Origin of the sequence: Streptomyces sp. NPDC057428 (assembly GCF_042803195.1) — a bacterium.
GTDB lineage: Bacteria > Actinomycetota > Actinomycetes > Streptomycetales > Streptomycetaceae > Streptomyces.
The window spans coordinates 49335-76025 of the sequence record NZ_JBHVCT010000018.1 but is presented as its reverse complement, the minus strand read 5'-3'; the positions used below and the strand labels follow the sequence as shown (position 1 = coordinate 76025).

Genomic DNA, 26691 nt, shown 5'->3' with positions numbered 1-26691 from the left:
ATAGTCGCCAAGAGACCTGTTCGGAGAGGGGGTTGACGAGTAATTGGTGCGCCCCGGCTCCGCCGGCCAGGGGCGCACTCCGATGGCATATGACTCGGTCATGCGCACCCTGGCAACGGCGAGGTCACAGGACCGCGTTCAGGAATGCGCGTGTACGTTCGTGCTCCGGATCGGAGAAGATCTTCTCCGGCGAACCGGACTCCACGACCTTTCCCGCGTCGAACATCAGGACCTTCTCCGACACGTCCCGGGCGAAGTTCATCTCGTGGGTCACACAGAGCATCGTGATGTTGGTGTTCCTGGCGATGTCGACCAGCAGATCCAGCACACCGGCCACCAGCTCGGGATCCAGCGCGGACGTCACCTCGTCGAGCAGCAGGACCTCCGGCCGCATCGCCAGTGCCCTGGCGATGGCGACGCGCTGCTGCTGTCCGCCGGACAGCTGCGAGGGATGGGCGTCGGTCTTCCCGGCCAGCCCCACCAGGTCCAGCAGCTCCCGGGCCCGCGCCTCCGCCTCGTCCTTGTCCATCCCGAGGACGTTGACCGGCGCCTCGGTGATGTTCTGGAGGACCCTCATGTTGGGGAAGAGGTTGAACTGCTGGAAGACCATCCCGATCTTCTTCCGGGACACGCGCAGGTCCTTCTCGCCCGCGGGCTTCAGCGCACCGGACGGCGTACGCACATGGGACAGCGGCGAGCCGTCGACCCAGATCACCCCGTCGCTGACCCGCTCCAGCGTCATCAGCAGCCGGAGGATCGTGGTCTTCCCCGAGCCGCTCGGACCGATCAGCGTGACGTGCTCGCCGCGCCGGACGGTGAAGTCCAGCTCGTCCAGGACCACGTGGTCGCCGTAGCGCTTGACGACCTTGTCGAAGCGGACCAGCGGCTCCACACCGGTCGTCCCGGTGACCGGAGCCGCGTCCGCGGATTCCTCGATGGGTGCGGATTCAGTGGCCAAGGCGCTTCTCCAGCTTTCTCATCAGCAGCGAGGTGGGGTAGCTCGCGACCAGGAAGATCAGACCCGCGAGCGTCCAGGCCTCGGTGTACGCGAAGTGGTCGGCCCCGTACTTCCGGGCCTCGAAGACCATCTCCTGCACCGTGATCACGGCCAGGAAGGGGGTCTCCTTGAACATCGAGACGGCGTAGTTGCCGAGGGCGGGCAGCACGTTGCGCACCGCCTGGGGCAGGATCACCGCCTGCCAGGTGCGCCGGGGCGACAGTGAGAGGGCCCGGCAGGCCTCCCACTGGCCCTTGGGCACGCCGTCGATCCCGGCCCTGTACACCTCGGAGGTGTACGTGGCGTAGTGGATGCCCAGGACGACGATGCCGACCGTGAGCGGCTCCACGGAGGTGAAGACGGCGGCCGCGCCGACCAGCTGCACCAGCAGCGGGGTCGACCGGACGAACTCCATCACGGCCTTCACCGGCACCGTGACGAGCCGGGAGGGGGCCCGTCCGGCGACCGCGATCGCGAGTCCGAGCACCGCCGCCACCAGCGTGCCGAGCACGGTCGCGAGCAGGGTGACCCGGAAGCCCTCGAGCAGCAGGGGGAGGGCCTCACGGGCGGCCTCCCAGTCGAATGTCTGGTTCACCGGGTGCCTCCGGCCGTCGTGGCGGGTTCGGCGCTGCGGGTCCTGAACACACCCGCCGCACCGGTGTGCAGGCCGAGACGCCGCTTGGCGGTCCGCTCCAGCAGGTTCATCAGCAGCGTCAGTGCGTAGGCGAGCACGAAGTAGACGGCCAGCAGCAGGAGGTAGGCGGTGAGGCTCTCACCGGTCAGGCTGCGGACGTGTTCGATCGCCGTCATCAGATCGGCCGCGGAGAGCAGCCACAGCAGGGGCGTCGCCTTCAGCAGCTGGATCAGCAGGTTGGTGAAGGACGGGATCATCTGCACCCAGGCCTGGGGCAGGATCACCTTCCGCATCCGGTGGAACGGGGTCATGTTCAGCGCCACGGCCGCCTCGTACTGCGCGCGCGGCACGGAGTTGACCGCGCCGCGCACGACCTCCGAGCCGTAGGCGCCGAAGTTCAGGCCGAAGGCCACCACCCCGCAGAGCAGGGGCGTCAGTTCGTAGCCGGTCAGCTGCGGCATCGCGTAGTAGAACCAGAACAGCTGGACGTAGAGCGAGGTGCCGCGGAAGAACTCCACGACGGTCCGGGAGACCCCGCGCACCGGCAGCAGCCGGCTGCCGGCCATCAGGCCGAGGACGAACGACAGCACCAGCGCGAGCAGCGAGCCGAGGACGGTGGCCTCCACCGTCACCCACAAGCCCGATCTGATCTGCGGGAGTTCGTCGAGGAAGGTGGAGAAGAAGTCACTCATAGGGTGTGGTCCGCCCCCGTCAGCCCTTGCACAGGTCGGCGGTCTTCAGCGTGGCAGGCGGGACCTCGGTCGCTCCGAAGCCGTAGTCCTGCAGCAGGCTCACATAGCGCGAGCGGTCCGAGACGATCTTCTTCAGCTCGCGGTTGAAGGAGTCCCGCAGATCCTCGTTGCCCTGGCGGAACACCGCGCCGCCCGGGGAGAACTGCTGCTTGCCGTCCAGCTCCGGCACGAAGGCCTCGGTGACCTCGGTGGCCGGGTTGGTCTTCGCCAGCCAGCGCAGCGAGATGCCGGTGAGCAGGAAGGCGTCGACCCGGCCGCCCTTCACGGCGTCCGCGCCGTCCTGAGGCTTCTGCAGGGTCTTGATCCTGTCCTCGGGGATGCCCGCGCCCTTGGCGTACGACGCCTCGACCGCACCCGACATGACTCCGACCGTGACCCCGGCGGCCTTCGCGGACGCGAGGTCGGTGAGTTTCCTCGGGTTTCCCTTCTTCACCATCAGGGCGGTGGGGGAGATGAACTCGGGCTCGGAGAAGAGGGCGTTGGCGCAGCGCTCGGGGGTGATGGCCATGCCCGCACTGACCACGTCGTACTTACCCGCCTGCAGTCCGGGGATCAGCCCGTCCCAATCGGAGAGGGTGGGCTTCAGTTCGTCGACGCCGAGCGCCTTGAATATCTCCCGGTGCAGGGTGGGCGCCTCCCCTTTGAGCTGGTTGCCCTCCATGTAGCCGTACGGCGCCTCGTTGGCGTACGCGACGCGGACGAAGCCCTGCTTGCGGAGCTTGTCGAGGGCGCCCTCACCGTCCGCGGCACCGGCATCGGTCTTGCTGCAGGCGGAGAGCAGGCCCGGGACGACGAGCAGACCTCCCACGGCAGCGGTTCGATTGAGGAAGCCCCGGCGGGACAGGTGAGGGAAGTCAGCCATGGTTCGCAATCTCCTGGAGAAGTGGGGGTGTGACACGTTCCGGACAGGCTGAGCACCTGCCCGGTCCGGTACTTCTATGCAGGAAGCGCTGTCCATGTGACCGAACGGTGGCCGGAGGGAGACCTTCCCGTGTCCCGTCGGGGCGGAGGGTAACGGTCAGTGTGCGGGGCGTATCGACGTCGGACGGTACGTTCATGACTGGTCGTCATGCCGGAATGTCAGAGTGGAATATCCCGAGACGGGACGTAACCACGCTGTATGTCCACCACGTTGGGCAGCGACTCACCGGTTGCCCAGCGCTCGTACATCGAAACGAACTGCTCGCCCAGCCGGTCGCGCCAGCCGGCGGTGTCGCCGCTCATGTGCGGGGACACCAGCAGGCCCGGCACGTCCCACAGCGGGCTCGACGGGTCCAGCGGCTCGTGCTGGAACACGTCGAGCGCGGCGCCCGCGATCCACCGCCTGCGCAGCGCCTCGGCGAGGTCGTCCTCGACGGTCAGCTGCCCCCGGCCCACATTCACGAAGTACGCCGAGGGCTGGAGCAGGCCGAAGAACCGGGCGTCGAACATCCCGCGCGTCGCCTCCGTCAGCGGGGCGGCCGAGATCACCCAGTCCGCACCGGCGGCGAGCCGGTCCAGGTCCTCGACGCCGTGGATCGACCGCCGTGCCGTGCGCCCCACGAGCGCCACCCGGACGCCGAGGCCGTGCAGCAGCCGCATGATCTCCCGGCCGACGGGGCCCGCGCCGACGACGACCGCGCGGCTGCCCGCGAGCCGCCGCGTCTCGCGGTGACGCCACCGGTGCTCGCGCTGCAGCGCGAGCGTGCCGGGCAGGTCCTTCGCGAAGGCGAGCACCAGACCCGCGACGTATTCGGCGATCGGCAGCTCGAAGACGCCCCGGGCGTTGGTGACGACGGTGGACGACGCGGCCAGCTCCGGACACAGGAGCCGGTCCACCCCGGCGCTCGCCGTGTGCACCCAGCCGGGGCGCGGACCCCCGCCCGGCCACGCATCGCGGACGGCGTCGGAGGTGAAGTCCCAGACGAGCAGCACATCGGCTTGTGGCAGCTGCGCCGCGAGCGTCCGCGCGTCGGCGTGGCGGACACGGACGCGGCCGGTCAGCCGGCCCAGGCGCGGTGGCGGGTCGGCGTCCAGGACGAGGATCACAGGAGTTGCCATCAGGAATGACCACGCTCGCACCGGGGCACACGCCCGTCAACACGGCCTACTGCGCCGCAGAGGAAACCGCAGGTCACGGACGTTGCGGGCGGCAGTATGTCCCTAAAAGAGGAATACTTGTCCCAGGCCGGGGCAGCGGTGGAGGCAGGACATCCGGACACACGGAAGGATGGACATGACGACCGTAGGACTTCTTTATCCGGGCCACTCCGCGGAGGACGACTTCCCGCGGATCGAGGTCATGCTCGACAGTGACATCAGGGTGCCGCTGTTCCACACCGAGATCGACGAGGACGCCCGCACGCCCGAGTCCCTCCGTGACGCGGGTACGCCTGACCGCCTGGCCGCCGGTGTCGAGGAGCTGCGCATGGCCGGCGCCGAGTCGCTGGTCTGGGCGTGTTCGGGCGGGAGCTTCGTGCTCGGCTGGGACGGGGCGCACGAGCAGATCGCGGAGCTGGCCAGGACGGCGGGGCTCCCCGCCTCCAGCGCCTCCTTCGCCTTCGTGCACGCGGTGCGCGAACTGGGCGCGTCCAGGGTCGCCGTCGCGGCGACCTACTCCGAGGACGTCGCGGCGCTCTTCGCCGGATTCCTCGGCGCCGGAGGTGTGGAGGTGACCTCGACCCGCGGTGCGGGCATCATCAAGGCGTCCGACGCGGCGGCCGCGGACGTGGACCGGGTGAAGGAGCTGGCCGTGGCCGGCAACCACCCCGACGCCGAGGTGGTCCTGCTCCCCGACAACGCCCTGCACACCGCCGCGTTCGTCCCCGAGCTGGAGGAACTCCTCGGCAAGCCGGTCCTCACCGCCAACCAGGTGGCGGTCTGGGAGGGACTCCGGCTCGCCGAACGCCACATCTGGGCACCCGGCCTCGGCACCCTCTTCGCGACCCGCGAGCCCCCGGTGGGCGCCATCGAGCCGCGGGGCATCGAGGTACGCGAATAGCCGCGGGGAGCTGACGGTGCGGGAATAAACGGAGCCATCCTCCTGTTCGTACCCTCCGACACGCAGACGCAGCACCGGAGAGGCCGAACACGTGGAAGAGAACCGAGGCGACGAGATTCGCGGCACCGCGGGCGGGACGGCCTCCGTCCCCCTCTCCGTACTCGACCTGGTGAGCGTGGGGGCCGGGCGCACCGCGAGCCAGGCCCTGCGCACCAGCGTGGACATCGCGAAGCTCGCCGAGCGGCGCGGCTTCCACCGCTACTGGGTCGCCGAGCACCACTCGATGCCGGGCGTGGCGTCCTCCTCGCCCGCGGTCATCCTGGCGCACCTGGCCGCGCACACCGAGCGCATCCGGCTCGGGTCCGGCGGTGTGATGCTGCCCAACCACGCGCCGCTGGTCATCGCGGAGCAGTTCGGCACCCTGGAGGCGATGGCACCCGGCCGTGTCGACCTCGGGCTCGGCCGCGCGCCCGGCACGGACGGAGCCACCGCGGCCGCGCTGCGGCGTACGGACCGGCTCAAGGAGGGCGCATTGGGGTCTCCCCTGCTCGAGCGAAGCCGAGAGCTTGGGGACGATTTCCCGGAGCAGCTGGCCGAGCTGACCCGCTTCCTGGACGACGACTTCCCCGACGGCCACCCGTACGCCCGGATCCACGCCGTACCCGGCCCCGTCCAGGCCACCTCTCCCGGCGGGGTCCAGTCGACCGCCCGGCCTCCGGTGTGGCTGCTGGGTTCCTCCGGCTTCAGCGCCCAGCTGGCGGGTGTGCTCGGGCTTCCCTTCGCCTTCGCCCACCACTTCTCCGCGCGGAACACCGTGCCCGCCCTCGACCTGTACCGCGAGTCCTTCCGGCCCTCCGCGGTGCTCGACGCGCCCTACGCCCTCATCGGGGTCGCGGCGCTGGCCGCCGACGAGGAGCGCGAGGCGCGGCGACAGGTGCTGACCGGCGCCCTGTCGATGGTCCGGCTGCGCACCGGCCGCCCGGGCCTGGTGCCGACGCCCGAGGAGGCCGAGGCCCATGACTTCAGCCCGATGGAGCGCGAGTTCGTCGACGGCTGGATGGCGAACATCGTCCACGGCACGCCGGACGCGGTCCGCAGCGGCCTGGACGACCTGGCCAAGCGCACCGGCGCGGACGAGCTCATGATCACGGCCAACGCGCACGGCGGCGAGGCGCGGCTGCGCTCGTACGAGCTGATCGCGGACGCCTACGGGCTGCCCGGGAAGGCCTGACCACCGCGGCTCCCGGAGCTCGCCGGGCCCCGGCCTTCCGGGAGCCCAGGCCCTCCGGAAGCCTCAGAGCCTGTCGGGTGAGCTCTGATCGGGCGGTCACGCCCCGACAGGCTCTCAGCCCTCCGGGGGCCGGGTGCCGATCAGTTCCGCGATCCGCTCCGGCGCCACCGCGCGCGAGTACAGCCAGCCCTGCCCGGTGTCGCAGCCGATCCGGCGCAGGCGCTCCGCCTGGCCCGAGGTCTCCACGCACTCCGCGGTGACCGTGAGGCCCAGGCGGTGCGCGAGCTGCACCATGGCCTCCACGATCGTCTCGTCGGCAGGGCTGGGATGCGCACCGTCCTCGTACCGGAAACCGCGGACGAACGAGCCGTCCAGCTTCAGTACGGAGACGGGCAGACGGCTGAGATAGGCCAGGTTGGAGTAGCCGGTACCGAAGTCGTCGATCGCGATCCGCACGCCCATGTCGCTGAGCGCCTGGAGGACCCGCAGGGGCCGGCCGGACGAACCCATCACGGCGGACTCGGTCAGCTCCAGCTGCAGCAACCCGGGGTCGAGGCCCGTCTCCGCGAGGATCTCCGCGACATCGGCGACCAGGTCCGAGTCCCAGACCTGGCGCACGGCGACGTTGACACTGATGAACAACGGCGACTCGTCCGGGTGCTCGAGCTGCCAGCGCCGCGCCTGGCGGCAGGCCGTACGCAGCACCCACCGGCCCAGCTCGACGATGGTGCCGTCCTCCTCCGCGATCGGCACGAACCGGCTCGGGGCCAGCAGTCCGAAGCGCGGATGGTTCCAGCGGACCAGGGCCTCGACACCTCGTACGACCTCGTCGGCCATGCCGACCAGCGGCTGGTACTCCAGCGTGAACTCACCACGGTCGACGGCGGGCCGGAGTGTGGAGGAGAGCGACTGCCGGGTCATCCGGTGCGCGTTGCGTTCGGGGTCGAAGAGGGTCCAGCGGGCCCTGCCGTCCGCCTTGGCCCAGTAGAGCGTGGTGTCGGCGGCCTGCATCAGGGCGGTGGCCGAGGTGCCCGCCGAGGCGCGCTCCACCACGCCGATCGACGCGGACACCGAAAGCCGTGCCCCCGAGACGTCGAACGGGCGCTGCAGCGCGGTGAGTACCGAACGGGCGAGTTCGGTGAGCTGGTGCGTGCCCGCCGAGTCCTCGATCAGGATCGCGAACTCGTCACCGCCCAGGCGTGCCACGAGATGGCTGCCGGTGCGGTGCGCGTCGGCCTCGGCGCAGTCGGTGAGCCGTCCGGCGACCGCGGCGAGCAGCCGGTCGCCGATGTGGTGTCCCAGGGTGTCGTTGACCGCTTTGAAGCCGTCGATGTCGAGATAACAGAGACCGATCCGGCTCTCCCGCTCCGCGGCACCCTCGTGGGACGGCGTGGTCTCCAGGGCGCACGTGAGGCGCTCGAAGAACAGTGTGCGGTTGGGCAGGCGGGTCACGGGATCGTGTATGCGCAGATGGCGCAGGCGCTCCCGCAGCTCGCGCCGGTCGCTCACATCGGCGAGGGACAGCAGCACACGGCCCGTACCGGTTTCGGGGTCCCCCATCGGCACCACGGTGACCTCCGCCCACAGGGGCCTTCCCGCGGCGTGCTTGAGCCGCAGGGTGCACCGCAGCCGGGGACGGTTGCCGTCGAGCACCTCGCTGTACGCACGCCAGGCGGAACTGTCCGAGGTGAGGCCGACGAGTTCCGCCGCAGGCCGGTGCACCAGGGCCGCGGGATCGGTGCCGAGCAGACACCCCAGCGCGTTGTTCGCCCGGACGACCTGTCCCGCGGTGTCGACCACGGCCATGGGGAGGGCGGCGGCCGAGAACGCGGCGCGGTAGTCGCGCAGCTCGGAGACACCGGACCGCTGATGATCACGTTCCGTGACCTCCGGCGGCCGGACGCCGGGGGGCAGGCCCGCTCGGGGTGCCGGCCCTTCGGGGGTTCTGCTCACCACTCGCTCCCACTGTGCAGATCGTCGTGAACAGTTGTCGCTCGGCAGGGGTTTTTCGTTGGCGTGCCGCGCCGGAGGCGGCGAACACGCGGGAAAACGAGGTGAAGCATAGAGGGTGACCTGCCGGCCGTACCAGCGTGCCCGGTGTTTCGGGCACATGGCACGCGCACGGCCCAGGCCTGTCCCTCGCATGGCTTCATCATGCATTTTGTGCAGATATGATCGATTCTGTGATGATCTGCTCTCTTCGGATTTCCGGGTGAGTGAATGTGACGTTCTGTGAGTGGACCTCGTCGGGGTTACGGCGACCCCTGACCCGTGTGGGGCAGCACAACAGGGCGTACCCGGCCGATCCGGCTCAGGGTGAGGAGAAGTCCCGCATTCGCCACCCGGAGGTAGATGTGCCGCGTCAGCACGGACCCGGGGGAGCGGGAAGGCCGAGTCTGCGCCGTGCGGCGGCGGCCCTCACCTCCCTCCTGGCGCTCGCCGCAACCGGACTCGTGGCAGGCCCCGCCGTGGCGGCCTCGCGCGACGCGGGACCGTGTGCCCTGCCCCGGACCGGAGCACACCACTCCCTGGGCCTCGACACGTGGAACGGCTCCTACACGCGCCCCGACCGCGACCTCGACGCGGTGATGGTCTTCCTCTCGTTCCCGGACTCCGAGCCCGCGGTTCCCCCCGAAGTGCTGGCCGCCGACTACTTCCCCTCCACCACCCGCTTCTTCGAGCGCGCCTCGTACGGGAAGTTCGAGCTCCGGGCCCATCCCCAGCGACAGTGGATCCGCATGCCCCGTCCTTCCACCTGGTACGGGATACAGCGGGACTGGGGCTCCGAGCGGCGCAGCGCCTATCTGCGGGACGCGATCGCGGCGGCCGACGAGCGGATCGACTTCTCGGACTACGACATCGTCTACCTCGTGGCCGACCCGGACGCGCCCGGAGTCGACTCCGACGCCACGAAGGTCGTCAACTTCGACCGGCCGCTGCGGGCCGACGGCACGGACATCCGGCGCGTGGTCACCGTCTTCGAGGAGCACCCACCGGACCGGAACGTCCTGGCGCACGAGACCGGGCACGTCTTCGACCTGGCGGACCTCTACCACCGGCCCGAGGACGGCAAGGGCGACTGGGACACCTACGTGGGTGACTGGGACGTGATGGGAAGCCAGTTCGGCCTCTCGCCCGATCTGTTCGGCTGGCACAAGTGGAAGCTCGGCTGGCTGGGCGGGGGGCAGGTCGTGTGCGTGCAGGGCGCCGCCGACCTCACCCTGGAACCCATGGCCGAGGTGCCCGTGCCCGGCGCGTCCCTCGGTACCCGGCTCGCCGTCATCAGGACCGGCACCGACACCGCGCTGGCCATCGAGGCCCGCAGCGCCACCGGAAACGACCGGACCACCTGCACCGAAGGGGTGCTCATCTACCGCATCCGCAACGCCACGCCGTCCGGCGGCGGGCCGGTCGAGGTGCTGGACACCCACCCCGGCTCCGACGCCTGCTGGGACCGGTCGGTCTACCCACCCCTCGCGGACGCCCCCCTCCGGGAGGGTGAGCGGTACTCCGTGCCGGGGGAACGCGTCCGCGTCGAGGTCGCGGACCGGACGAGATCGGGAGCGTGGACGGTCCGGGTCACCACCGGCATCTGACCGTAGCTCGTCGTCCCGCCCTGCCGTCGTCGAGGTGGCTACTGCCTCTTCAGCGGCAGGGTGGACCAGGCACCGGCTTCCGGGTCGTAGGCGAAGCCCCGGTTGGTGAGCGCGTTGTCGGTGACGTCACGAACTGGTCGTTCGCCGCGGTGTAGGACGAGCTCCACAGCGGGATCGGGAGGCCGCGGACGAGTGGGTGCTCGCGGGCCAGAAGGCGTGGATCACCAACGGCGGTATCGCCGATGTCCATGTGGTGGTGGCCTCGGTCGAGCCGTCCCTCGGCGCGCGCGGGCAGGGGGCGTTCATCGTGCCGCCCGGCACCCGGGGCCTCGAGGCGGGCCGCGCCGTGAAGAAGCTCGACCTGGCGGCGGTGATCTCGCGATTGCCGAGGCCCGGCGAGAACATCAGGTAGAGGGTGACGAAGTGGAAACGCACCCGGACGTCGGGTTCCCCGGCGAAGCCGGTGAGCGGGACCTCGACCCTTTCGTGGTCCCCGAAGCCGGCCGTCGTCCTCCACACGGTCTTCCAGGTGGCTCCGCCGTCGGAACTCGCGTCGGCCGAGATCGCGTCGTCGCCGAACGCCCAGTACATGGCGCTGAAGGCGAGCTCGGGATCGGCCGTACCGGTGAGGTCGAAGGCGGGGCTGATCAGCTGGGAGTCGATGGGCGCGCCGGCGCTGGTGCCGCCGTACTGCGCCCAGCCGCCGCCACCGTACGTCTGGTACACGGCGACGGGGGTGGCGGGATCGGCGACGGCGGCGACATCGGCGACCGCCCGGTTCTCGCAGCCGGTGTCCTTCTGGAAGGCGGGCTTCGGCTGGTAGAGCGAGCATCCGGACCCGGAACCGTCCCAGACGGTCTCGGACCAGCCCCGCTCGGTGCCGCTGTCGGCGGTCAGCGAGGTGCCGCCCACCGCGGTCACGTGCGGTGACGCGGCGGGGTAGGTCACGCCGTATCCGAAGTCGCCCGAGGAGGCGACCATCGCCACGCCGGGGTGGTCGTAGTGGGCTTCCATGTCCGTCGAGTCCGCGGGGTCCTCGCCACTGCCGGAGCGGTAGTCGGTCCCGTAGGAGTTGGAGACGAACTTCGCACCCAGCTCGACCGCCGTGTCCACGGCGGCGCCGAGGTTCTCGAAGCTGGGGCTGTCGGCCTCGACCAGCAGGATGTGGGCGTTCGGGGCGACCGCGGAGACTATGTCGAGGTCGAGGGAGATCTCCCCGGCCCAATCGGGGTCGGGCTGCGGGAAGTCGGTGCCGCCGCGCTGGTCGACCTTCCTGAAGCAGCCGTTGTCCGTGGTGCACGCGGGCAGGCCGTACTGCTCGCGGTAGACCGCCAGGTCGTCCTCGGCGGTCGGGTCGTCGAACGCGTCGACGACGGCGATGGTCTGCCCCGCACCACCGCCCACCGGGAGGTTGTAGGCCGAACGCAGGTCGGCCGGCCCGAAGCCGCCCGGTGCGGTCGCCGTACGCAGGCCCTTGGACGGCTTCACATCGGTACGCCGCAGGGCGAAGCAGGTGGCCTGGCCCTTCTTCGCGGCACCGCAGGCAGCCTCGAAGGGCACCTGTGCGTCACCCGCCGCTGCGGGTGTGGCCGCGGTCCTGGTCGCGGGGGAAGGACGAGCAGGGTCCGTGCCGGACGCACGAAAAAGCCCCCTCGCTTCCGCGAGAGGGCTTTCTCCGTCTGTGCGCCGTCAGGGACTCGAACCCCGGACCCGCTGATTAAGAGTCAGCTGCTCTAACCAACTGAGCTAACGGCGCCTGGTGACGTCGTAGACATTAGCACCCGGATCGGCGGGAGGAAAAATCGAATACCCGGTGGTCGACGGGGCCGCCGACCTGCCCACTCGTACGCAGGCCCACAGCAGTACGTCCGGCCCCGGCAGCCAGGGGTTCCGGGTGTCCGGGGCGACCACCCAGCGGGGCCCGCCGGCCCCTGCGACGCCGGCCAGGGGCGGGACGGTGACCGCGTCGCCCGTGCCGTGGCAGAGCACGGGGGGCAGGGCGCCCTGCTGCTCCCGGGGGCCGTCCCCAGAGCCGGTGCCCCACTCCTCCCAGGCCAGCAGGGACGGCAGCCGCTGGGCGGTGCCGGGCGAAGCGAACAGCAGCATCCGGCCCCGGTGCGTGGCGACCGGGCCGGAGCCGGGGCCCTCCGCCCAGAGCCGCTCCAGCATCCGCCTGCCGAACAGCGCGGGCACGTTCACGATGTCGAAGGAGGTGCCGCACGGCAGTACGCCCGGGGTACCGGGGCCGGCCTCCCACCGGGAGAGCGTGCTGCGGGGGTAGGCCGAGGCGCCGGCCAGCCAGGCGGCCCCAGATGCGGTGACCTGAGCGGCCCGGTCGTCGGTCCGCTCCCGCAGCAGCGTGAAGATGTCCACACCTCGGCCCGGGTCGGTACCGGTCCGCAAGGTCGTTTCGTCACTCAGCCAAGCACTCATGGCGTCATGTCTACCCGGCGTGACGCTACCGCTCCCGAGAGTTGCGGAAAGCCGGACAGGGCGAACCCGGACGGAGTATCTTGCCCGACGGCATATGCCACAGGTGTACCCGCCGTCACGCGGCCGGACCCGCCGCCCACCGGTCGGCCGGTCAGGGCCGCAGGGCCGGCGGAGTCAGGGCGCGGGGTTGTCCAGCAGGGATCTGCCGAACTCGATCATCTTCTTGGCGTAGTCCTCGGTCCACTCCGCCCGCTCCGCTATGTCAGCCGCGGTGAGCCGGTCGAACCTGCGCGGATCGGCGAGCTGGGCGGCCGCCACCGCCTGGAACTCCACGGCCCGGTCGGTCGCCGCCCGGAAGGCCAGCGTCAGTTCCGTCGCGCGGGCCAGGAGCTCCTTCGGATCGTCCATCGACTCCAGGTCGAAGAAGTGCTCCGGATCGGCTGCCGCCGCCGACGGCTCGAAGAGCAGCGGCGCCGGACGCAGTCTCTGCCGCTCGTCCCGCTCGGGTTGTGCCATGTGGTCTTCCCTCCTCGTACGGCCGGACGGCCACCTTCCATTGTCCAGCCGGGCGCAAGAGCGCTGCCCAGGATCAGGGCTTCCAATGCACGCGGTGCTCGGCGAGGTGTGCCAGAACCGCCTGATTGGCCTCCCATCCGTCGGGGAACTTCACCGTGACGCCCAGCTGGACCGGCTCCGTCGACGGGTGCTCGTCCAGCAGGTCCGCCACCCCCTCGCGGCACACCACGACGCACGCGTGACGGTGCCGCGAGGCGAGCACACACAGCCGGCCCGTCTCCAGGTGGAACGCCGTCGCGTCGGGACGGCCCGACAGCGGATGCAGGACCACCGTGACGTCGAACTCACGGCCCTGCAGCCGGTTCGCCGTGTCCACCGCGACGTCCGTCACGCCCAGCTCCGCCAGTGCGGCCCGCACCGCCGCGGCCTGGTCGCGGTGTGCCGTGCCGACCGCGACGCGCTCCGCCGTCACCGGGACCGGATCCGGGCCGCGCTCGCTCGTCGACGCGCCGCCCCGGTCCAGCAGCCTGCGGACCACCAGGGCCACCGCTCGCACCGCCTCCGGATCCGTACGCGGGGTGTGCCGGGCCGGGAGCTCCAGCAGTCCCCACCCGGACTCCGCCGCCTCGTCGAGCACCCGGTCCGGGCCCGACCCGTCCGAGGGCACGCCGAACGAGAGCCGCCGGTCGCCGTGGTCCGTACCGCTGCGGAAGGGCGTGTACGGGTAGAAGGCATCCGAGACCAGCGGGGCCGCCGACGCCGGGAGCCGCCACGACACCGGCAGGCGGTGCTGCGGCAGGTCCGGGTTGTGGGCGAGCAGCGTCGAGACGGCGCTCGCCGACGGGTCGTACGTGAGACCTGCCCACTGGTCCGCGCCCACGATCGAGAAGGGATCCAGCTGCCCCGGGTCCCCGACGAACAGCGCCCTCTCGAACAGGCCGGCAACGGCCAGCAGGGCGTCCGACCGCATCTGGTACGCCTCGTCGACGATCGCGTGCCCCCAGGGCTCCACGTTCTTCACATGGGCCCACTTGGCCGCCGTCGAGATCACGATGTCCAGGCCGGCCAGGTCCGCCGCCTTCGCCGACTTCCGTACGTGGTCCAGGCCGTCCAGCGCCTTGTCGTACGGATCGGAGTCGCTGCTGTGCAGACGGCCCACCGGCAGGCCGGGGGCCTTCTCGGCCAGCCGCAGCACCAGGTCGTCCACCTGGGCGTTGGTCTGCGCGACCACCATCAGCGGGCGCCCGGCCGCGGCGAGCTCCAGCGCGGCACGCACCACCAGCGTCGACTTGCCCGCGCCCGGCGGTGAGTCCACGACGATGCCGCGCGACGTGCCGCGCAGGGTGTCACCGAGGATCGCCTCGGTCGCCCTTGCGGCGGCGGCGCCCGGGTCGGTAACGGTAGTCACAGGAGGTCCTCCGCGGTCACGGGGTCGGGCTGCTCCGACGGCCCGCCGGGCGGGCCGCCGTGGGTCCACGGGGTGTCGTCCGGGTCCGGCAGCTTCGGGCCGCCCCGCTGGTCGTGCTCGAACAGCGTCCAGGCGATCCGGTCACCGGGCTCGGGCAGCGAACCCGGCGCGGGCTCCTTCCCCCGGCCCATGCGGTCGGTGATCCGCAGGACGAGGTGGACGGCGTCCGCGTCCCCGGCACCCCCGGCGTCCGTGTGTCCCGCGAACTCCGCCGTCTGCGGCTTGCCCTCCAGCGAGCGGTACACCTTGGTCCGCTCACCGAGATGCGGGCGCTCCGTGGTGCGGACGGTGACCAGCGGGCGCGGTGACGGCCGCTTCGACTCGCTGTACGCCATCCGCACCTCCGTCACCTCTCCGACGAACGCCTCGCCCGCGAGCCGGCGCCCAGCCAGTACCAGCGGGTCGTCCAGAGCCTCCTGGGCGTCCAGCTGCGCCTGGGCGGTCTCCCGCGATGCCAGCTTCTGCGCCGCCGTCACCGCGTCGTCGCGGCGGGGCTGCGGGGGCTCGCCCGCCCGAACGCGGTCCCGGTGCGCGGTGAAGGACCAGCGGTCCCGGGTCCACCGGTCCTCGGCCCTCGGCGCCTCCGGCAGCTCCCGCAGCAGGTCGAGCCCCCGCCACACGGCGTCCCACGTGGGCAGCATGACCCCGGCGAGCAACGACCTGATGTCCCTTTCGGCGGCGGTCAGTTCGCCGAGCCGGGTGTCGGCCGAGGGGCCGTCCTCGGCGGCGGCCAACGCGGTGCGCGCCCGGTCGAACCGCTCGATCGCGGGCGCGAGAAGCTTGTTGTCGAACGCCGGGTCCGTCGCCGGTCCCGCCGGAGGGCAGACCAGCTGGCCGGCCGGGTCCCGGTCCAGCTCCGCCCGCAGCGCCGCCTGGGCCCCGGACCCGCCGGCCGGCGGGTCGACCCAGGCGAGCAGCGCGCCCAGGTGCTGGTCCTCCAGGCTGCTCTGCCCCGTCGCCCAGTGGCGGTTGAGCAGATCGGTCGTGGCGAGCAGCAGCGAGGAACCGGGGACCCGGGCCCGCTCGCCGTAGTGCGTCAGCCAGCGTCCGAGCAACGGCACACGGGCGGGCACCGGATACGGCGTGTCCGGGTCGTCCTCCACCGTGCGGCGGAACCGCATGGACCGGCCCAGCAGCCGCACGAAGTCGATGCCCGCCCGGCTGGGTACCACCAACTGGGCTGCTTCCGAGCAGAGTTCGACCTCGACCTTGACCTTCTTGCCGGTCTCCGGATCGGTCTCTGTGCGCTCGGCCGGTTCGACGGCGTCGGCGCAGGACTCGATGTGCGGGAGCACCGCCTCGGCGAGTTCGGCGAGGAAGGCGAACCGCAGGTCGCGGTCGCGCGGCTGCGCCACCACCAGCAGCCGGGGCGCCGTGCGGTCCGTGCCGACGAGTGCGCCGAGCGGGGCGCCGGCCTCACCGGCGGTGGTCAACGGCACCAGCACGAGCGGCCCGTCGGTCAGGTGGCGGTGGCGCACGGTGGCCAGCGGCTGGGCACGCCCGCTGTCCACCGCCTCCAGCCGGGCCAGCGTGGTGATCAGCGACATGCGGCGCCGCCCCTCACGCTCTGGAGGGCTTCGGCCCGCAGCGCGGCGGCCCGGCGCAGGGCCGCGACCGTCGGGTCCGCGGGGTCGCCCTCCTTGCCCGCCGCGGCGGCCAGTACCCCGGCGACCGTCGTCAGGCCCCCGAGCTCGCCCCGCACACCGCGGCCGAGCGCTTCCACCGCGCCGCGCGCCCGCGCCTTCGCGCGGCAGTGGAAGGCCAGCTCGCAGGCGGCGAGGCACTCCGGGGCGTACGCCGCGGGGACCGCCTCCACCGCGCTGCCGAGTTCCCCGGGGGTGCGGTCCGGGGCGAAGGTCGTGCCCTCGGGAAGGGCCGCCGCGATGTCCTCGACGCGGGTGAGCCGGGCCAGCTGGCGGAGGGTGACGGCGCGCTGCTTGCGCACGTCCACGACCGAGGCGGTCGGCAGGTTGGAGAAGTCCTTGGGGCAGACCAGCAGGACCCGGTGCCCGACCCGGGCGCCCTCGGTCACCGCGGCGACCCGCTCCAGCGCGAGGACGTAGACGGCGGACTGGCGCGCGGCCGCACCGACCTTCGCGGCATCCGCCGAGCTGTCGATCATGGGGAAGGACTTGATCTCGACGACCGTCCAGGTGCCATCAGGGTGCACCACCACGGCGTCGGGTTCGAGATAGGCGGGGGAGCCCGCCACCTCCAGGGCCAGCATCGGATGGTCCAGCAGCGCCCAGTCGCCCGCTTCGGTGGCCTCGCGCAGGGCCAGCGCGGTGCGCGCGGCGCGTCCTTCGGGGCCGGCGGCCGTCAGGTCGGGCACCGAGGCCTCGCCGGGGGAGTCCGCCCCGTCGCCGAGGCGTTCGAAGAGCAGGCGCAGCAGCTCCGTGCCGCCGTCGGCCTTGACCTTCGCCTCGAAGGCGTTGCCCCGGACGAACGCGAACTGCGACTGGCCGAACGCGGCTCCCGAGCCGAGCGCGGTGGCCAGCCCGGCCTTGTCGACGCCCGCGCCGTCGAGCAGGGCGCGTCGCTTGCACCCCGGGTTCGCGGCGAGCGCGGCGAGGGCGCGTGCGTCGAGCGGATGCGGCGCGACGGACGGCCCGCGCAGCTCAGCGAGCCGCTGCCGGAGCGTCGTCGCTGGCCTGGGCCGCGAAGCCGGTGCTCGCGTCGCTGGAATCTGCGGAGGGGGTCCGCCTGCCGGGTATTCGCTCACCCGCGGAAGTCTTGCATCCGTCACTGACAATCGTGGATTTCACGGGGGCGGCGATGGCCGGGGTCCGGGCGAACACGGCCCTGGCCCTGTCCTTGACCCGGTCGGCGATCCGCATGAACGGCCTGGTCAGCAGAGCCCCCGCGGTCATCACGGCGGCACCGGCCACGGCATCGAGGAAATAGTGGTTGGCCGTGCCCATGACGACGAGGACGGTGAGCAGCGGATAGACGACGCCGGCCGCCCGGACGAGGGGGTGGCGGCCGTGGCGCCACAGCAGCACGCCGCACCACAGGGCCCAGCCCACGTGCAGGCTCGGCATCGCCGCGTACTGGTTGGTCATCCCGCTGAGTCCGCGCGGGGCGCTCGCGCCGGCGCCCCACCAGCCGTACGCGCTGTACTGGGCCATCGTGTCGACGAAACCGTGGTGGGCGTCGAGCAGCCGGGGAGGGCAGGTCGGCATCAGCGTGAAGCCGACGAGCCCGAGGAGCGTGGAGGTCATCAGCCAGGTGCGGGCCGCGCGATAGGCCGCGGTGCGGCGCCGGAAGATCCAGATCAGCACGGCCGGGGTGACGAGGTAGTGCAGTGAGGCGTACGCGAAGTCGGCGGGTATGCCGAGGGCGGGGTGGGCGGTGAGCAGCCGGTTGAGGGGGTGCTCGGCGTTGAGGTGGAGTGCCTTCTCCAGGCGGAGTATCGCGAGCCCGTGCTCCACGGCCGCCGGCACGTCCTGTGTGACCAGGAGCCGTCCCACCGAGTACAGCCCGTACACCACCGCTATCAGCGGGAGCTCCGTCCACCAGCGGGGCCGAGGGCCACAGGACGGTGTCGCGGTGGTGGCGTGCGGCATCCGGTAGCTCTCCCCAGTTTCATGCGGTCGACGGCGGGCGTTCAACCGTACGGCGGTCGTGGGCCTTGTTCTCCCCCGGGGGGCGTCCCTTGCGAACGTCCCTGCACGTGCTAGTGCCCCTCCCGGCAAGCTTTGCCCCGTCGCGCCGCCCAGCACGCACGCTCGGTAAGGGACGCGGACACCGCCCCGCAGGTTGCCCGTGAAGCATGTGAGCGATGATGGAGCGGGGCCCTTGCCCGCATCCGTCACCAACCGGTTGCCCGCGATCGCCGCCGCGAAGCTGTCCCGGACGCCGCTGTCCCGGACCCGTCAGATCCCAGGGTCCCCGGATCATCGGATCTCAAGTTCTCAGGGAGAGCCGTATGGCGCCGCGCATCCTGCTCGCCCGGCACGGCCAGACACAGTGGTCGGTGCAGGGCAATCACACCGGCAGGACCGACATCCCCCTCCTCGACACCGGCCGCGAGGGCGCCAAGCTGCTCGGCGAGCGGCTGCACCGGCAGCCCTGGGGAGGCCTGCCCGGGGTGGAGGTGCGGACCAGCCCGCTCGTGCGGGCCGCCGAGACGTGCGGACTCGCGGGTTTCGGCGACCGGGCCGAGCCGTGGGACGCGCTCATGGAGTGGGACTACGGCGACTACGAGGGCCTGACCCCCGCGCAGATCAAGGCGGACCGGCCCGACTGGCTCATCTGGCGCGACGGGGTGCCCGGCGGCGAGACCCTGGCTGAGCTGACGGCCCGTGCCGACGAGGTCGTGGCGTGGGCGCGGTCCGCCGAACGTGACGTCCTCGTCTTCGCCCACGGGCACATCCTGCGGGCGCTGGGCGCGCGCTGGCTGGGCGAGGACGTGTCCTTCGCCGCGCGGATCCGCCTGGAGCCGACCTCGCTGTCGGTGCTCGGCTGGGCGTACGGCCTCCCCGCCCTGGAACGCTGGAACGACACGGGTCACCTGGACCGGTAGCGGCATCCGGCCTGTGACGTGCGGCCCTCCGGGGTGCGGGCCGAAGCGCGGCCCGCGCCCGGTCCCGGTCCCGGCGCGCGGGCGGGGCGTTCAGGCGCCGGGCGGCAGCTCCTCGTAACGGGCCAGCAGGGCCGTCACCTCCGGACCGCCGCGCGGCCTCAGCACGCGTACGGCGCTCGCCAGCATCCCCCTGATGCGGGAGGACTGGACCCGGTCGAGCAGATCCAGCACCTGGTGTCCCGCGGCCGCCGCCTCGTCCGCCGTGCCCGCGCGCGCCAGGTCACCGGCCAGCTGGGCCCGGTACAGCGCGAGGTTCCGGGTGAAGTGCGGGTCCTGCAGCCGAGTGGCCCGCCGGGCGTGGCGCGCCGCCCTCGGCCAGTCGCCCAGGGCCGACCAGCACTGCGCCTCCAGCAGTTCGAGCTCGGCCTCGCGGAAGAAGGTCATCCACTCCGGGTCCGCGTCGCACGGCCCGCGCTCGAACGCCGTACGGGCCCGGCCGATCGCCTGTTCGCAGCCCGTGCGGTCCCCGAGCCATGCCCGGGCGCCCGCCTCCCGCAGCGCCAGGAGGGCCGACAGCCGCGGTGAGCCGAGCGGGCCGGCCGCGCGCTGCCCGGCCTCGGCCGCGCGGACCGCCTCCCGAGCCCGGCCCGTGTCGCGGGCCAGGAACGAGGCGTTGCAGAACGCGTGCGCCTCCAGCGCCGCGTCCCCGGCGAGCCGGGCCGTGGCGAGCGCCTCCGCGTAATGGGAGCGGGCGTCGTCGAAGCGCCCCGAGTCGTGGGCAAGCCAGCCCACCGAGATCGCCAGCTCACCGGCGCCGGCGTGCAGCCGGTCGACGGTGCTGCGGCGGCTCGCCGTCCCCGAGTCGAGCAGTGCGTACGCGGCCCGCAACGGCTGGGAGGCGCGGCGGTAGAGCCCGTCCGCGCCGTGCCGGTCGTCCAGCAGGCGGATCTGGCGGACCGCCTTCTCGACGGCGCTGACCTCGGCCTCGCCGACCCGGCGCTGGGCGGGGGCGCCGAGGGGGCCCGCCGCGGCGGACCGGCCGCCCAGGCCCAGGGACGCGGCAGCCACCGTGGCGGTACCGCTGGTCATGAACACGCGACGCAGCACGTCGCTCTCCTCGTAGATGTCACTGTCGAGCGTGGGGGGTGTGGTGGGAGGGGGTACGGACGCCCTGCGGGCCCCCCGGCCGCGCACGCTCTCGCGGTCCGCGAAGCCCAGGTCCGCCAGGGTCGACCCGGGGAACATGTGCAGGAACACCCGTTCGTACGCGTAGTTGGGGCAGCGGATCTCGCCGGACTCCACCCGTCCGATGTACCGGGCGTCGCACGCGACCTGTTCACCGATCTCGCGGGCGGCCCTGCGGACCGCTGCCGCGAACTCCCCGGCGGAGCGCTGTGCGCGCAGCCTCCGGAAGGCGAGGTTGGGAACTGCCCGTGTCGACACCATGGCGGGGCCCTCTCTTGCGCAGCCGGGCTCCTGCTTCCGGTGTCCCGGCGGAGCAAGAACGTACCCGCTGTGACGGAGCCCGCACGCTGCGTTTGCCCATAAACCGGACATCTCGCCCGTGATCCGCCATGAACTGCCACCCTTTGCGGCGGCGTGCCGCCGTAGCCCTTGACGCCGTCGGCGCGTTGGTCCATGTGGCGACGGGGCGTGGCCCGGTCTCGAGACGAGAAGGAGGGGTTCCCTTGCCGCACACGGACTCGGAATCCACACCGTGCGACCTGGTGACCGTCCCGGCACGTCAGGGGCTGGAAGCCGTGGACATCCTGCGCAGGGGCTCGGACCACGAGGCCGTCGGCCCCGTCCTGCACGACGGGGCGTGTGCCGTCCTCGGCTTCATCGTGCCGCCGGGAACCGCCGAGGCGTGGGACGTACCCGGCAGCGCCTGTACGCGGACGGACGGCCGCGGGCTGCGCGTCCCCGCCGAGCCGCCCGTCACCGGCGGCGGCTGGCTCCTCCCGCCGGCCGCGGAGGCCCCGGTCACCGACCCCGCGGTCCTGCGGGCCGCCCTCGACCAGGCGGCCCGGCTCATCGAGGCGGCCGACAACTGCCGCTGAGGCCACAATGAACGGGTGGGCGGATCCTCCGCCCGTAGCCGGACATCCCAGGTGACCGGCCCGGACCCGGTGAACGAGGATGAGCGCGCGTGGGACGTCGAGGAGTGGCCAGGGGTGCGGGCGACCGCAAGCGGTCCGAGCGCGGGCAGGAGCCCGTCACCGAGACGGTGGACGGCGGCCTCGCCGAACTCGTCCCCGACCGTGAGCGCCCGCGCGCGTGGACGCTGCTCCTGGACGGTGCCCCGCAGTCCCATGTGGACCTGGACGATCCCGCGTACCTCTCCTTCGAGTACCAGCGGCGGCTCGGCCACGTCATCGACCTCGCCGCGCCCCCCGGACGTCCCCTCCAGGCGGTCCACCTGGGCGGCGGGGCGTTCACCCTCGCCCGCTACATCGCCGCGAGCCGCCCCCGCTCCACCCAGCAGATCGTCGAACTGGACGCGCCCCTCGTCCAGTTCGTCCGCCGCGAACTGCCCCTCGATCCCCAGGCCCGGATACGGGTCCGCTCCATGGACGCCCGCGAGGGGCTCGGCAAGATCCAGGACGGCTGGGCGGACCTGGTGATCGCCGACGTCTTCAGCGGCGCCAGGACCCCCGCGCACCTCACATCCGCCGAGTTCCTCGCCGAGGTACGCCGGGTGCTGAAGCCCGGCGGCCAGTACGCCGCCAACCTCGCCGACGGCCCGCCACTCGCCCACCTGCGCGGCCAGATCGCCACGGCCGCCTCGCTCTTCCCCGAACTGGCCCTCGCGGCGGACCCGACGGTCTGGCGCAGCCGCCGATTCGGCAACGCGGTCCTCGTCGCCTCCGACCTGCCGATCGCCGTCGCCGAACTGACCCGCCGGGTCGCCGGTGATCCGCATCCCGGCCGTGTCGAACACGGCCGGGTGCTCGCCGACTTCACCGGCGGCGCCGCCGTCGTCACCGACGCCGAGGCCAAGGCCTCCCCGGCTCCGCCGCCCGGCGCCTTCTCCTGAACGCGCTCACCGGTCCACGGTCTCCACGACCGGCGGGTGGCCGTTCCACGTGCGGAACACGGAGACCGTCGCGCGCGCTCCGTCGCTGAAGTCCACCCGGATCCACTCCGGGTTCGTCCACACCTGCATCGACCAGTTCTGCTCCGGTGTGGCCGACACCAACGTCGCTCGGTCGTCCTTCAGTTCCAGGACGACCCGTCCGCCGCGCGTCGGGTAGCGGGCACATCCTGCACCACCCGCCCCGGCGCTGTCCCGGACGGGCCGGGTCCCTCCGCATGGGTTACGGTGCGGCGCATGCCTAGTGTGCTTCTGGTCGAGGACGACCAGTTCGTACGTTCCGCCCTCATCCGGCACCTGACCGAGGCCTCCCACGCGGTGCGCAGCGTCGGGTCCGCGCTCGAAGCGCTGCGTGAGGTCGCGCACTTCCGCTTCGACGTGGTCATCCTCGGCCTCGGGCTCCCCGACCTCGACGGCGCCGAGGCGCTGAAGATGCTGCGGTCCATCACCGACGTACCCGTGATCATCGCGACGGTACGGGACGACGAGGCCGAGATCGTACGGCTGCTCAACGACGGAGCCGACGACTACCTGACCAAGCCGTTCTCGGTGGAGCACCTCTCCGCCCGGATGGCCGCCGTGCTGCGACGCACCCGTGGACCCGCGGGCCAGGCGTCGCCCCCGCGCGTCATCCAGGCCGGCGGGCTCTCCATCGACCCGCTGCGACGACAGGCCGAACTGGACGGCACCGCGCTGGACCTGACCCGGCGGGAGTTCGACCTGCTGGCCTTCCTCGCGGGGCGCCCCGGCGTCGTCGTGCCGCGCCGTGAGCTGCTGGCCGAGGTCTGGCAGCAGTCGTACGGCGACGAACAGACCATCGACGTCCACCTGTCCTGGCTGCGGCGCAAGCTGGGCGAGACGGCCGCCCGGCCCCGCTACCTGCACACCCTGCGCGGCGTCGGCGTCAAACTCGAACCGCCGGCGCCGGGACAGCCCGTATGAGATGGGCGCTGGTCAAGGTCTGTCTGGCCGTCACCGCCATGGTCGTGATCGCCGTGGCTCGCCGTACACGTCCCCGCGACCGAACCGGGCGGCACGCGCCTGGAGATCGGCACCCGCCGGGCCACCCGTGAGGACGTCGGGACCGTGGGCACGGCGGGCCGCGCGTCGATCGCCGAGGTGCGCGGCGGCTCCGTCCTGCTCCAGCCCACCGCACCGGGCTCGGGGGGTATCGCCGTCGTGGAGGTCTTCGTCGCCGACGACGACGTGTCCAACGGGGTCGGCACCGCATGGCTGGTGCTCGCCGGTGTGGGCATCGCGCTGATCGTCGGCTCGGTGGCCGTCGCCGACCGGCTCGGCGTACGCATGGTCGAGTCCGCCCAGCGCCTCGCCGGCGCAGCGCAGGACCTGGGGGAGGATGGACCTGTCCATCGTGGCCGTCGATCCGGCCTACACCTCCACAACCGGCCGGGGCCCCCGACAGGCGCAAGCGGAACCGTCCGGCCGCGCGTGGTGGAGTTCGGGGAAGTAACGCGGAAACCCCCGCGGGCCGCCCTTCGCGCCGACAACGCGCTCGCCCCGTTCATCTTCCGGCGGGCCCGCTCCGGATGACGGGCGCGGGCGGCGCCCTTCGGGCCCCGGCACCACGATCCGCGCCACCGGGGGCCCGCCCGGGCGGGCCCCGTACGGCTGAATTCCCGCTCGAACCCCCCTGACCTGCGGTGATGGGGATGGCTACGTGCGGGGAATGCAGGGCGTGCAGGGAAAAAACAAGTCTTCGGCCGGACACGTTCGCGTGACGTGCAGGACACACTCGGGCAACGGAAGCGTCTTCAACTCTTGACACCCACCCCTTCAAGGAAGCAATCTTCCGGCATCAGCGCATGGGAGCGCTCCCATAACGATCGAGGTCTTTCGCTCGTACGGGGACGGCACCGCCCATGTCCTCTCCGTACCACTGGCACCCGCACCACCAGCGCGTATGCCGAGCACGAACGCCAGTCCCACCCTGGAACAAGGAGTAGTGGAATGCGCATCACCCGCACCGTCGCAGGTCGAAGCCGCAGAACCGCCGTCATGGCCACCACGGGCCTCGCGGCCGCCGCCCTGCTGATGACGGGCTGCAGCGACTCGGGATCGGATTCGGACGCGGCCGACGCGAACGGGAACATCACCCTGACCGTCGCCGACTTCGGACAGTTCGGCTACAAGGAGGCGGGGCTCTTCGCGAAGTACCACGAGCTCCACCCGAACATCACGGTCAAGGAAAACGTCACGGCCGACGAGAAGGTCTACTACCCCAAGTTCCTCCAGCAGCTCAACACGGGCAGCGGGCTGGCCGACGTGCAGGGCATCGAGGTCGGCCGGGTGAAGGAGCTCGTCGACACCAAGGCGGACGCCTTCGCCGACCTCTCCAAGGTCGTCGACCCCGCGCAGTGGGTCAACTGGAAGGCGCTGCAGGCGAGCACCGACGAGGGCAAGGTCATAGGCGCCGGCACCGACATCGGTCCGATGTCGATCTGCTACCGCCGCGACCTGTTCGAACAGGCCGGACTGCCGTCCGACCGCGCCGAGGTCGCCGCGAAGTTCTCCGGCGGCTGGAAGGACTACCTCGCGCTCGGTGAGGCGTACAAGGCGAAGGCCCCCAAGGGCACGTTCTTCATGGACTCCGCCAGCGCCATGTACAACGGCGTGGTCAGCTCGGACTCGGAGCAGTACTACTCCAAGGACGGCAAGGCGATCTACAAGGACAGCGCCGGCGTCAAGGCGGGCTGGAAGCTCGCCACCGAGGCCGTCGACAAGAAGCTGACCCAGGGCCTGGCCCAGTTCAGCCCGCCGTGGCAGGCGGCCCTGCGCAAGGGCAGCATCGCCACCGTGGCCTGCCCCGCATGGATGGCGGCGCAGATCTCCACCTACGCTGGTGACGAGTTCAAGGGCAAGTGGGACATCGCTCGCACCCCGGGTCAGACTGCCGCGAACTGGGGTGGTTCGTTCCTCTCCGTGCCCGCGAAGGGCAAGCACGTCAAGGAGGCCGGTGAGCTCGTCAAGTGGCTGACCGCGCCGGAGCAGCAGGCGGCCGTCTTCAAGGCGGCCGGTCTCTTCCCGTCCAACAAGGGCGCCTACGAGCTCCCCGACGTGAAGAGCGCCAAGCTGGAGTACTTCAACAACGCCCCCATCGGTGAGATCTACGCCGACGAGGCCCAGGTCATCCCGGCGGCCGTGCTCGGCCCGAAGGACGGCGTCATCAAGGACACCATCTCCACCCAGATCAACAACATGGAGCAGCGCGGCACCAAGCCGGACGACGCCTGGAAGGCCGCGACCGAGGCCATCGACAAGGTGATCGGCTGATCTTCGCCGGTGCGGGCCTCCGGGACGCCTACCGGCGTCACGGTCGGCCCGCTCCGGTGCCGGTTCCCGCACCGGCACCGCGCACCGTCTCCGACACCCCACCGAACCCGACCAGAGGTCCGGCCCTGCCCCGTGGTGTCGGCACACACCTCAGGGAAGGACTCCCACCTGTGGCAACCACAACCCCCACCCGGGGTGCGCACGGCTCCCGGCCAGGCCGGCGCGCCCCCAAGCCCATGACCCCCGCACGTCAGGCGTGGCGCAGCCGGCTGTGGCGCTTCGACGACAAGGCATCGCCTTACGCGTACATCGCGCCCTTCTTTCTCGTCTTCGGAGCCTTCGGGCTCTACCCCCTCATCTACACCGGCTGGATAGCACTCCACAGGGTGGAGCTGACCAGCCTCGACCAGAGCCAATGGGTCGGCTGGCAGAACTTCGCCAACATCCTCCAGGACTCGGAGTTCTGGACCGCGGTCACCAACACCTTCGTCATCGGCGTCATATCCACCGTGCCGCAGCTGATGATCGCGCTGGGTCTGGCCCATCTGCTGAACTACAAACTGCGGGCCAGCACCTTCTGGCGCACCGTGATCCTGACGCCCTACGCCACCTCGGTCGCGTCGGCGGCCCTGGTCTTCGCCCTGGTGTTCCGGGCCGACGGCGGGCTGCTGAACTGGGTGCTGGGCTTCTTCGGCGCCGGCGAGACGAACTGGGCCAACGGCCACTGGTCGTCCAACATCGCCATCGCCATCATCGTCATCTGGCGCTGGACCGGCTACAACACGCTGATCTACCTGGCTGCGATGCAGGCGGTCCCGTCCGACCTCTACGAGGCGGCATCGCTCGACGGGGCCTCGCGCTGGCAGCAGTTCCGTAACGTGACGATCCCTTCGCTCCGGCCGACGATCCTCTTCACGATCGTCATCTCGACCATCGGGTCCATGCAGCTGTTCGGTGAGCCGCTGCTGCTCGAGGGCGGTCAGATCGGAGCTCAGGGCGGCACCGAGCACCAGTACGAGACCCTCAGCATCTACCTCTACAACTACGGCTGGAACCTCGGGCACCTCGGTCCGGCCGCCGCGGTCGCCTGGGCCATGCTCGTCCTGCTGCTGCTCATTGCCGCGATCAACTGGCTCATCGGGCGCTTCGTGCGCAAGACCGCGGCCTGACGGGG

Annotated in this window: 23 protein-coding genes, 1 tRNA gene and 3 pseudogenes; 11 read left to right on the top strand and 16 right to left on the bottom strand. The window is 71.7% G+C overall.

What is annotated here, in order from left to right:
* Nucleotides 1-124: 124 nt before the first annotated feature.
* The 5 genes from ehuA to ACFU5K_RS10245 form a co-directional block, all read right to left on the bottom strand.
* On the bottom strand, nt 125-958 hold the full coding sequence (ehuA, locus tag ACFU5K_RS10265) for an ectoine/hydroxyectoine ABC transporter ATP-binding protein EhuA (RefSeq protein ID WP_384058802.1): 834 nt from the start codon (nt 956-958) through the stop codon (nt 125-127).
* Entirely contained in the window at nt 948-1592 is a 645-nt protein-coding gene (gene ehuD, locus ACFU5K_RS10260) for an ectoine/hydroxyectoine ABC transporter permease subunit EhuD (protein WP_384058800.1), read from the bottom strand. The genes ehuA and ehuD overlap by 11 nt, the downstream gene beginning before the upstream one ends.
* Nucleotides 1589-2323, bottom strand: a complete 735-nt coding sequence (gene ehuC, locus ACFU5K_RS10255) for an ectoine/hydroxyectoine ABC transporter permease subunit EhuC (RefSeq protein WP_384058798.1) — start codon at nt 2321-2323, stop codon at nt 1589-1591. The genes ehuD and ehuC overlap by 4 nt, the downstream gene beginning before the upstream one ends.
* A gap of 19 nt (nt 2324-2342) precedes the next feature.
* Nucleotides 2343-3245, bottom strand: a complete 903-nt coding sequence (gene ehuB / locus ACFU5K_RS10250; RefSeq protein ID WP_384058796.1) for an ectoine/hydroxyectoine ABC transporter substrate-binding protein EhuB — start codon at nt 3243-3245, stop codon at nt 2343-2345.
* A gap of 218 nt (nt 3246-3463) precedes the next feature.
* Entirely contained in the window at nt 3464-4423 is a 960-nt protein-coding gene (locus ACFU5K_RS10245) for a D-2-hydroxyacid dehydrogenase (protein ID WP_384058794.1), read from the bottom strand.
* Nucleotides 4424-4598: 175 nt separating this feature from the next.
* Between ACFU5K_RS10245 and ACFU5K_RS10240 the strand changes: the two genes are divergently transcribed.
* Nucleotides 4599-5363, top strand: a complete 765-nt coding sequence (locus ACFU5K_RS10240) for a decarboxylase (RefSeq protein ID WP_384058793.1) — start codon at nt 4599-4601, stop codon at nt 5361-5363.
* Nucleotides 5364-5454: 91 nt separating this feature from the next.
* Nucleotides 5455-6594 carry an LLM class flavin-dependent oxidoreductase gene (locus tag ACFU5K_RS10235; RefSeq protein WP_384058791.1) on the top strand — a complete coding sequence of 380 codons (1140 nt, stop codon included), beginning with the start codon at nt 5455-5457 and terminating at the stop codon, nt 6592-6594.
* 114 nt (nt 6595-6708) lie between these two features.
* Here the strand turns inward: ACFU5K_RS10235 and ACFU5K_RS10230 are convergent, their stop codons facing one another.
* Nucleotides 6709-8547 carry a putative bifunctional diguanylate cyclase/phosphodiesterase gene (locus tag ACFU5K_RS10230; protein ID WP_384058789.1) on the bottom strand — a complete coding sequence of 613 codons (1839 nt, stop codon included), beginning with the start codon at nt 8545-8547 and terminating at the stop codon, nt 6709-6711.
* A 401-nt stretch (nt 8548-8948) separates the two neighbouring features.
* Between ACFU5K_RS10230 and ACFU5K_RS10225 the strand changes: the two genes are divergently transcribed.
* A complete protein-coding gene (locus tag ACFU5K_RS10225; protein ID WP_384058829.1) occupies nt 8949-10190 on the top strand; it encodes a M6 family metalloprotease domain-containing protein in 1242 nt (413 codons plus the stop codon).
* A 178-nt stretch (nt 10191-10368) separates the two neighbouring features.
* A pseudogene (locus ACFU5K_RS10220) lies at nt 10369-10560 on the top strand (acyl-CoA dehydrogenase family protein); the annotation flags it as partial.
* A 302-nt stretch (nt 10561-10862) separates the two neighbouring features.
* On the opposite strand, the pseudogene ACFU5K_RS10215 reads toward ACFU5K_RS10220, so the two are convergent.
* The 8 genes and pseudogenes from ACFU5K_RS10215 to ACFU5K_RS10180 all read right to left on the bottom strand — a co-directional run.
* Nucleotides 10863-11594 (bottom strand): annotated as a pseudogene (locus tag ACFU5K_RS10215) (S8 family serine peptidase); the annotation flags it as partial.
* A gap of 278 nt (nt 11595-11872) precedes the next feature.
* Nucleotides 11873-11946 (bottom strand) — tRNA-Lys (locus ACFU5K_RS10210).
* On the bottom strand, nt 11937-12623 hold the full coding sequence (locus ACFU5K_RS10205) for a hypothetical protein (protein WP_384058787.1): 687 nt from the start codon (nt 12621-12623) through the stop codon (nt 11937-11939). The genes ACFU5K_RS10210 and ACFU5K_RS10205 overlap by 10 nt, the downstream gene beginning before the upstream one ends.
* Nucleotides 12624-12797: 174 nt before the next feature.
* Nucleotides 12798-13139, bottom strand: coding sequence for a hypothetical protein (locus tag ACFU5K_RS10200; RefSeq protein ID WP_384058786.1), 342 nt, complete (start codon nt 13137-13139; stop codon nt 12798-12800).
* Between the two features lie 73 nt (nt 13140-13212).
* Nucleotides 13213-14547: an AAA domain-containing protein gene (locus tag ACFU5K_RS10195; protein ID WP_384058784.1), complete on the bottom strand. Its 1335-nt coding sequence runs from the start codon at nt 14545-14547 to the stop codon at nt 13213-13215.
* Complete coding sequence (locus tag ACFU5K_RS10190) at nt 14544-16154, bottom strand: hypothetical protein (RefSeq protein ID WP_384058782.1); 1611 nt, start codon at nt 16152-16154, stop codon at nt 14544-14546. Before ACFU5K_RS10190 ends, ACFU5K_RS10195 begins: the two co-directional genes overlap by 4 nt.
* On the bottom strand, nt 16145-17329 hold the full coding sequence (locus ACFU5K_RS10185) for a hypothetical protein (RefSeq protein ID WP_384058780.1): 1185 nt from the start codon (nt 17327-17329) through the stop codon (nt 16145-16147). Before ACFU5K_RS10185 ends, ACFU5K_RS10190 begins: the two co-directional genes overlap by 10 nt.
* Nucleotides 17226-18173: a phosphatase PAP2 family protein gene (locus ACFU5K_RS10180; RefSeq protein WP_384058779.1), complete on the bottom strand. Its 948-nt coding sequence runs from the start codon at nt 18171-18173 to the stop codon at nt 17226-17228. The genes ACFU5K_RS10185 and ACFU5K_RS10180 overlap by 104 nt, the downstream gene beginning before the upstream one ends.
* Before the next feature lie 362 nt (nt 18174-18535).
* On the opposite strand from ACFU5K_RS10180, the gene ACFU5K_RS10175 reads away from it, so the two are divergent.
* Nucleotides 18536-19132, top strand: a complete 597-nt coding sequence (locus tag ACFU5K_RS10175) for a histidine phosphatase family protein (RefSeq protein WP_384058777.1) — start codon at nt 18536-18538, stop codon at nt 19130-19132.
* Nucleotides 19133-19222: 90 nt separating this feature from the next.
* On the opposite strand, the gene ACFU5K_RS10170 is transcribed toward ACFU5K_RS10175, so the two are convergent.
* Nucleotides 19223-20578: a tetratricopeptide repeat protein gene (locus ACFU5K_RS10170; protein WP_384058775.1), complete on the bottom strand. Its 1356-nt coding sequence runs from the start codon at nt 20576-20578 to the stop codon at nt 19223-19225.
* Nucleotides 20579-20820: 242 nt separating this feature from the next.
* Between ACFU5K_RS10170 and ACFU5K_RS10165 the strand changes: the two genes are divergently transcribed.
* Nucleotides 20821-21192, top strand: a complete 372-nt coding sequence (locus ACFU5K_RS10165; RefSeq protein ID WP_384058774.1) for a hypothetical protein — start codon at nt 20821-20823, stop codon at nt 21190-21192.
* A gap of 89 nt (nt 21193-21281) precedes the next feature.
* The gene (locus ACFU5K_RS10160) at nt 21282-22169 is read left to right on the top strand and encodes a spermidine synthase (RefSeq protein ID WP_384058772.1); all 888 of its coding nucleotides are present in this window, start codon (nt 21282-21284) and stop codon (nt 22167-22169) included.
* A 6-nt stretch (nt 22170-22175) separates the two neighbouring features.
* On the opposite strand, the gene ACFU5K_RS10155 is transcribed toward ACFU5K_RS10160, so the two are convergent.
* Entirely contained in the window at nt 22176-22328 is a 153-nt protein-coding gene (locus ACFU5K_RS10155; protein WP_384058771.1) for a hypothetical protein, read from the bottom strand.
* Nucleotides 22329-22463: 135 nt separating this feature from the next.
* Here ACFU5K_RS10155 and ACFU5K_RS10150 point away from each other — a divergent pair, with 135 nt between their 5' ends.
* The 4 genes and pseudogenes from ACFU5K_RS10150 (at nt 22464) to ACFU5K_RS10135 (ending at nt 26686) form a co-directional block, all read left to right on the top strand.
* A complete protein-coding gene (locus ACFU5K_RS10150; RefSeq protein WP_384058769.1) occupies nt 22464-23168 on the top strand; it encodes a response regulator transcription factor in 705 nt (234 codons plus the stop codon).
* A pseudogene (locus ACFU5K_RS10145) lies at nt 23165-23582 on the top strand (two-component sensor histidine kinase); the annotation flags it as partial. The gene ACFU5K_RS10150 and the pseudogene ACFU5K_RS10145, both read left to right, overlap by 4 nt.
* 612 nt (nt 23583-24194) lie before the next feature.
* Nucleotides 24195-25517, top strand: a complete 1323-nt coding sequence (locus ACFU5K_RS10140; RefSeq protein WP_384058767.1) for an ABC transporter substrate-binding protein — start codon at nt 24195-24197, stop codon at nt 25515-25517.
* A 170-nt stretch (nt 25518-25687) separates the two neighbouring features.
* Nucleotides 25688-26686 carry a carbohydrate ABC transporter permease gene (locus ACFU5K_RS10135; RefSeq protein WP_384058765.1) on the top strand — a complete coding sequence of 333 codons (999 nt, stop codon included), beginning with the start codon at nt 25688-25690 and terminating at the stop codon, nt 26684-26686.
* Nucleotides 26687-26691: the final 5 nt, after the last annotated feature.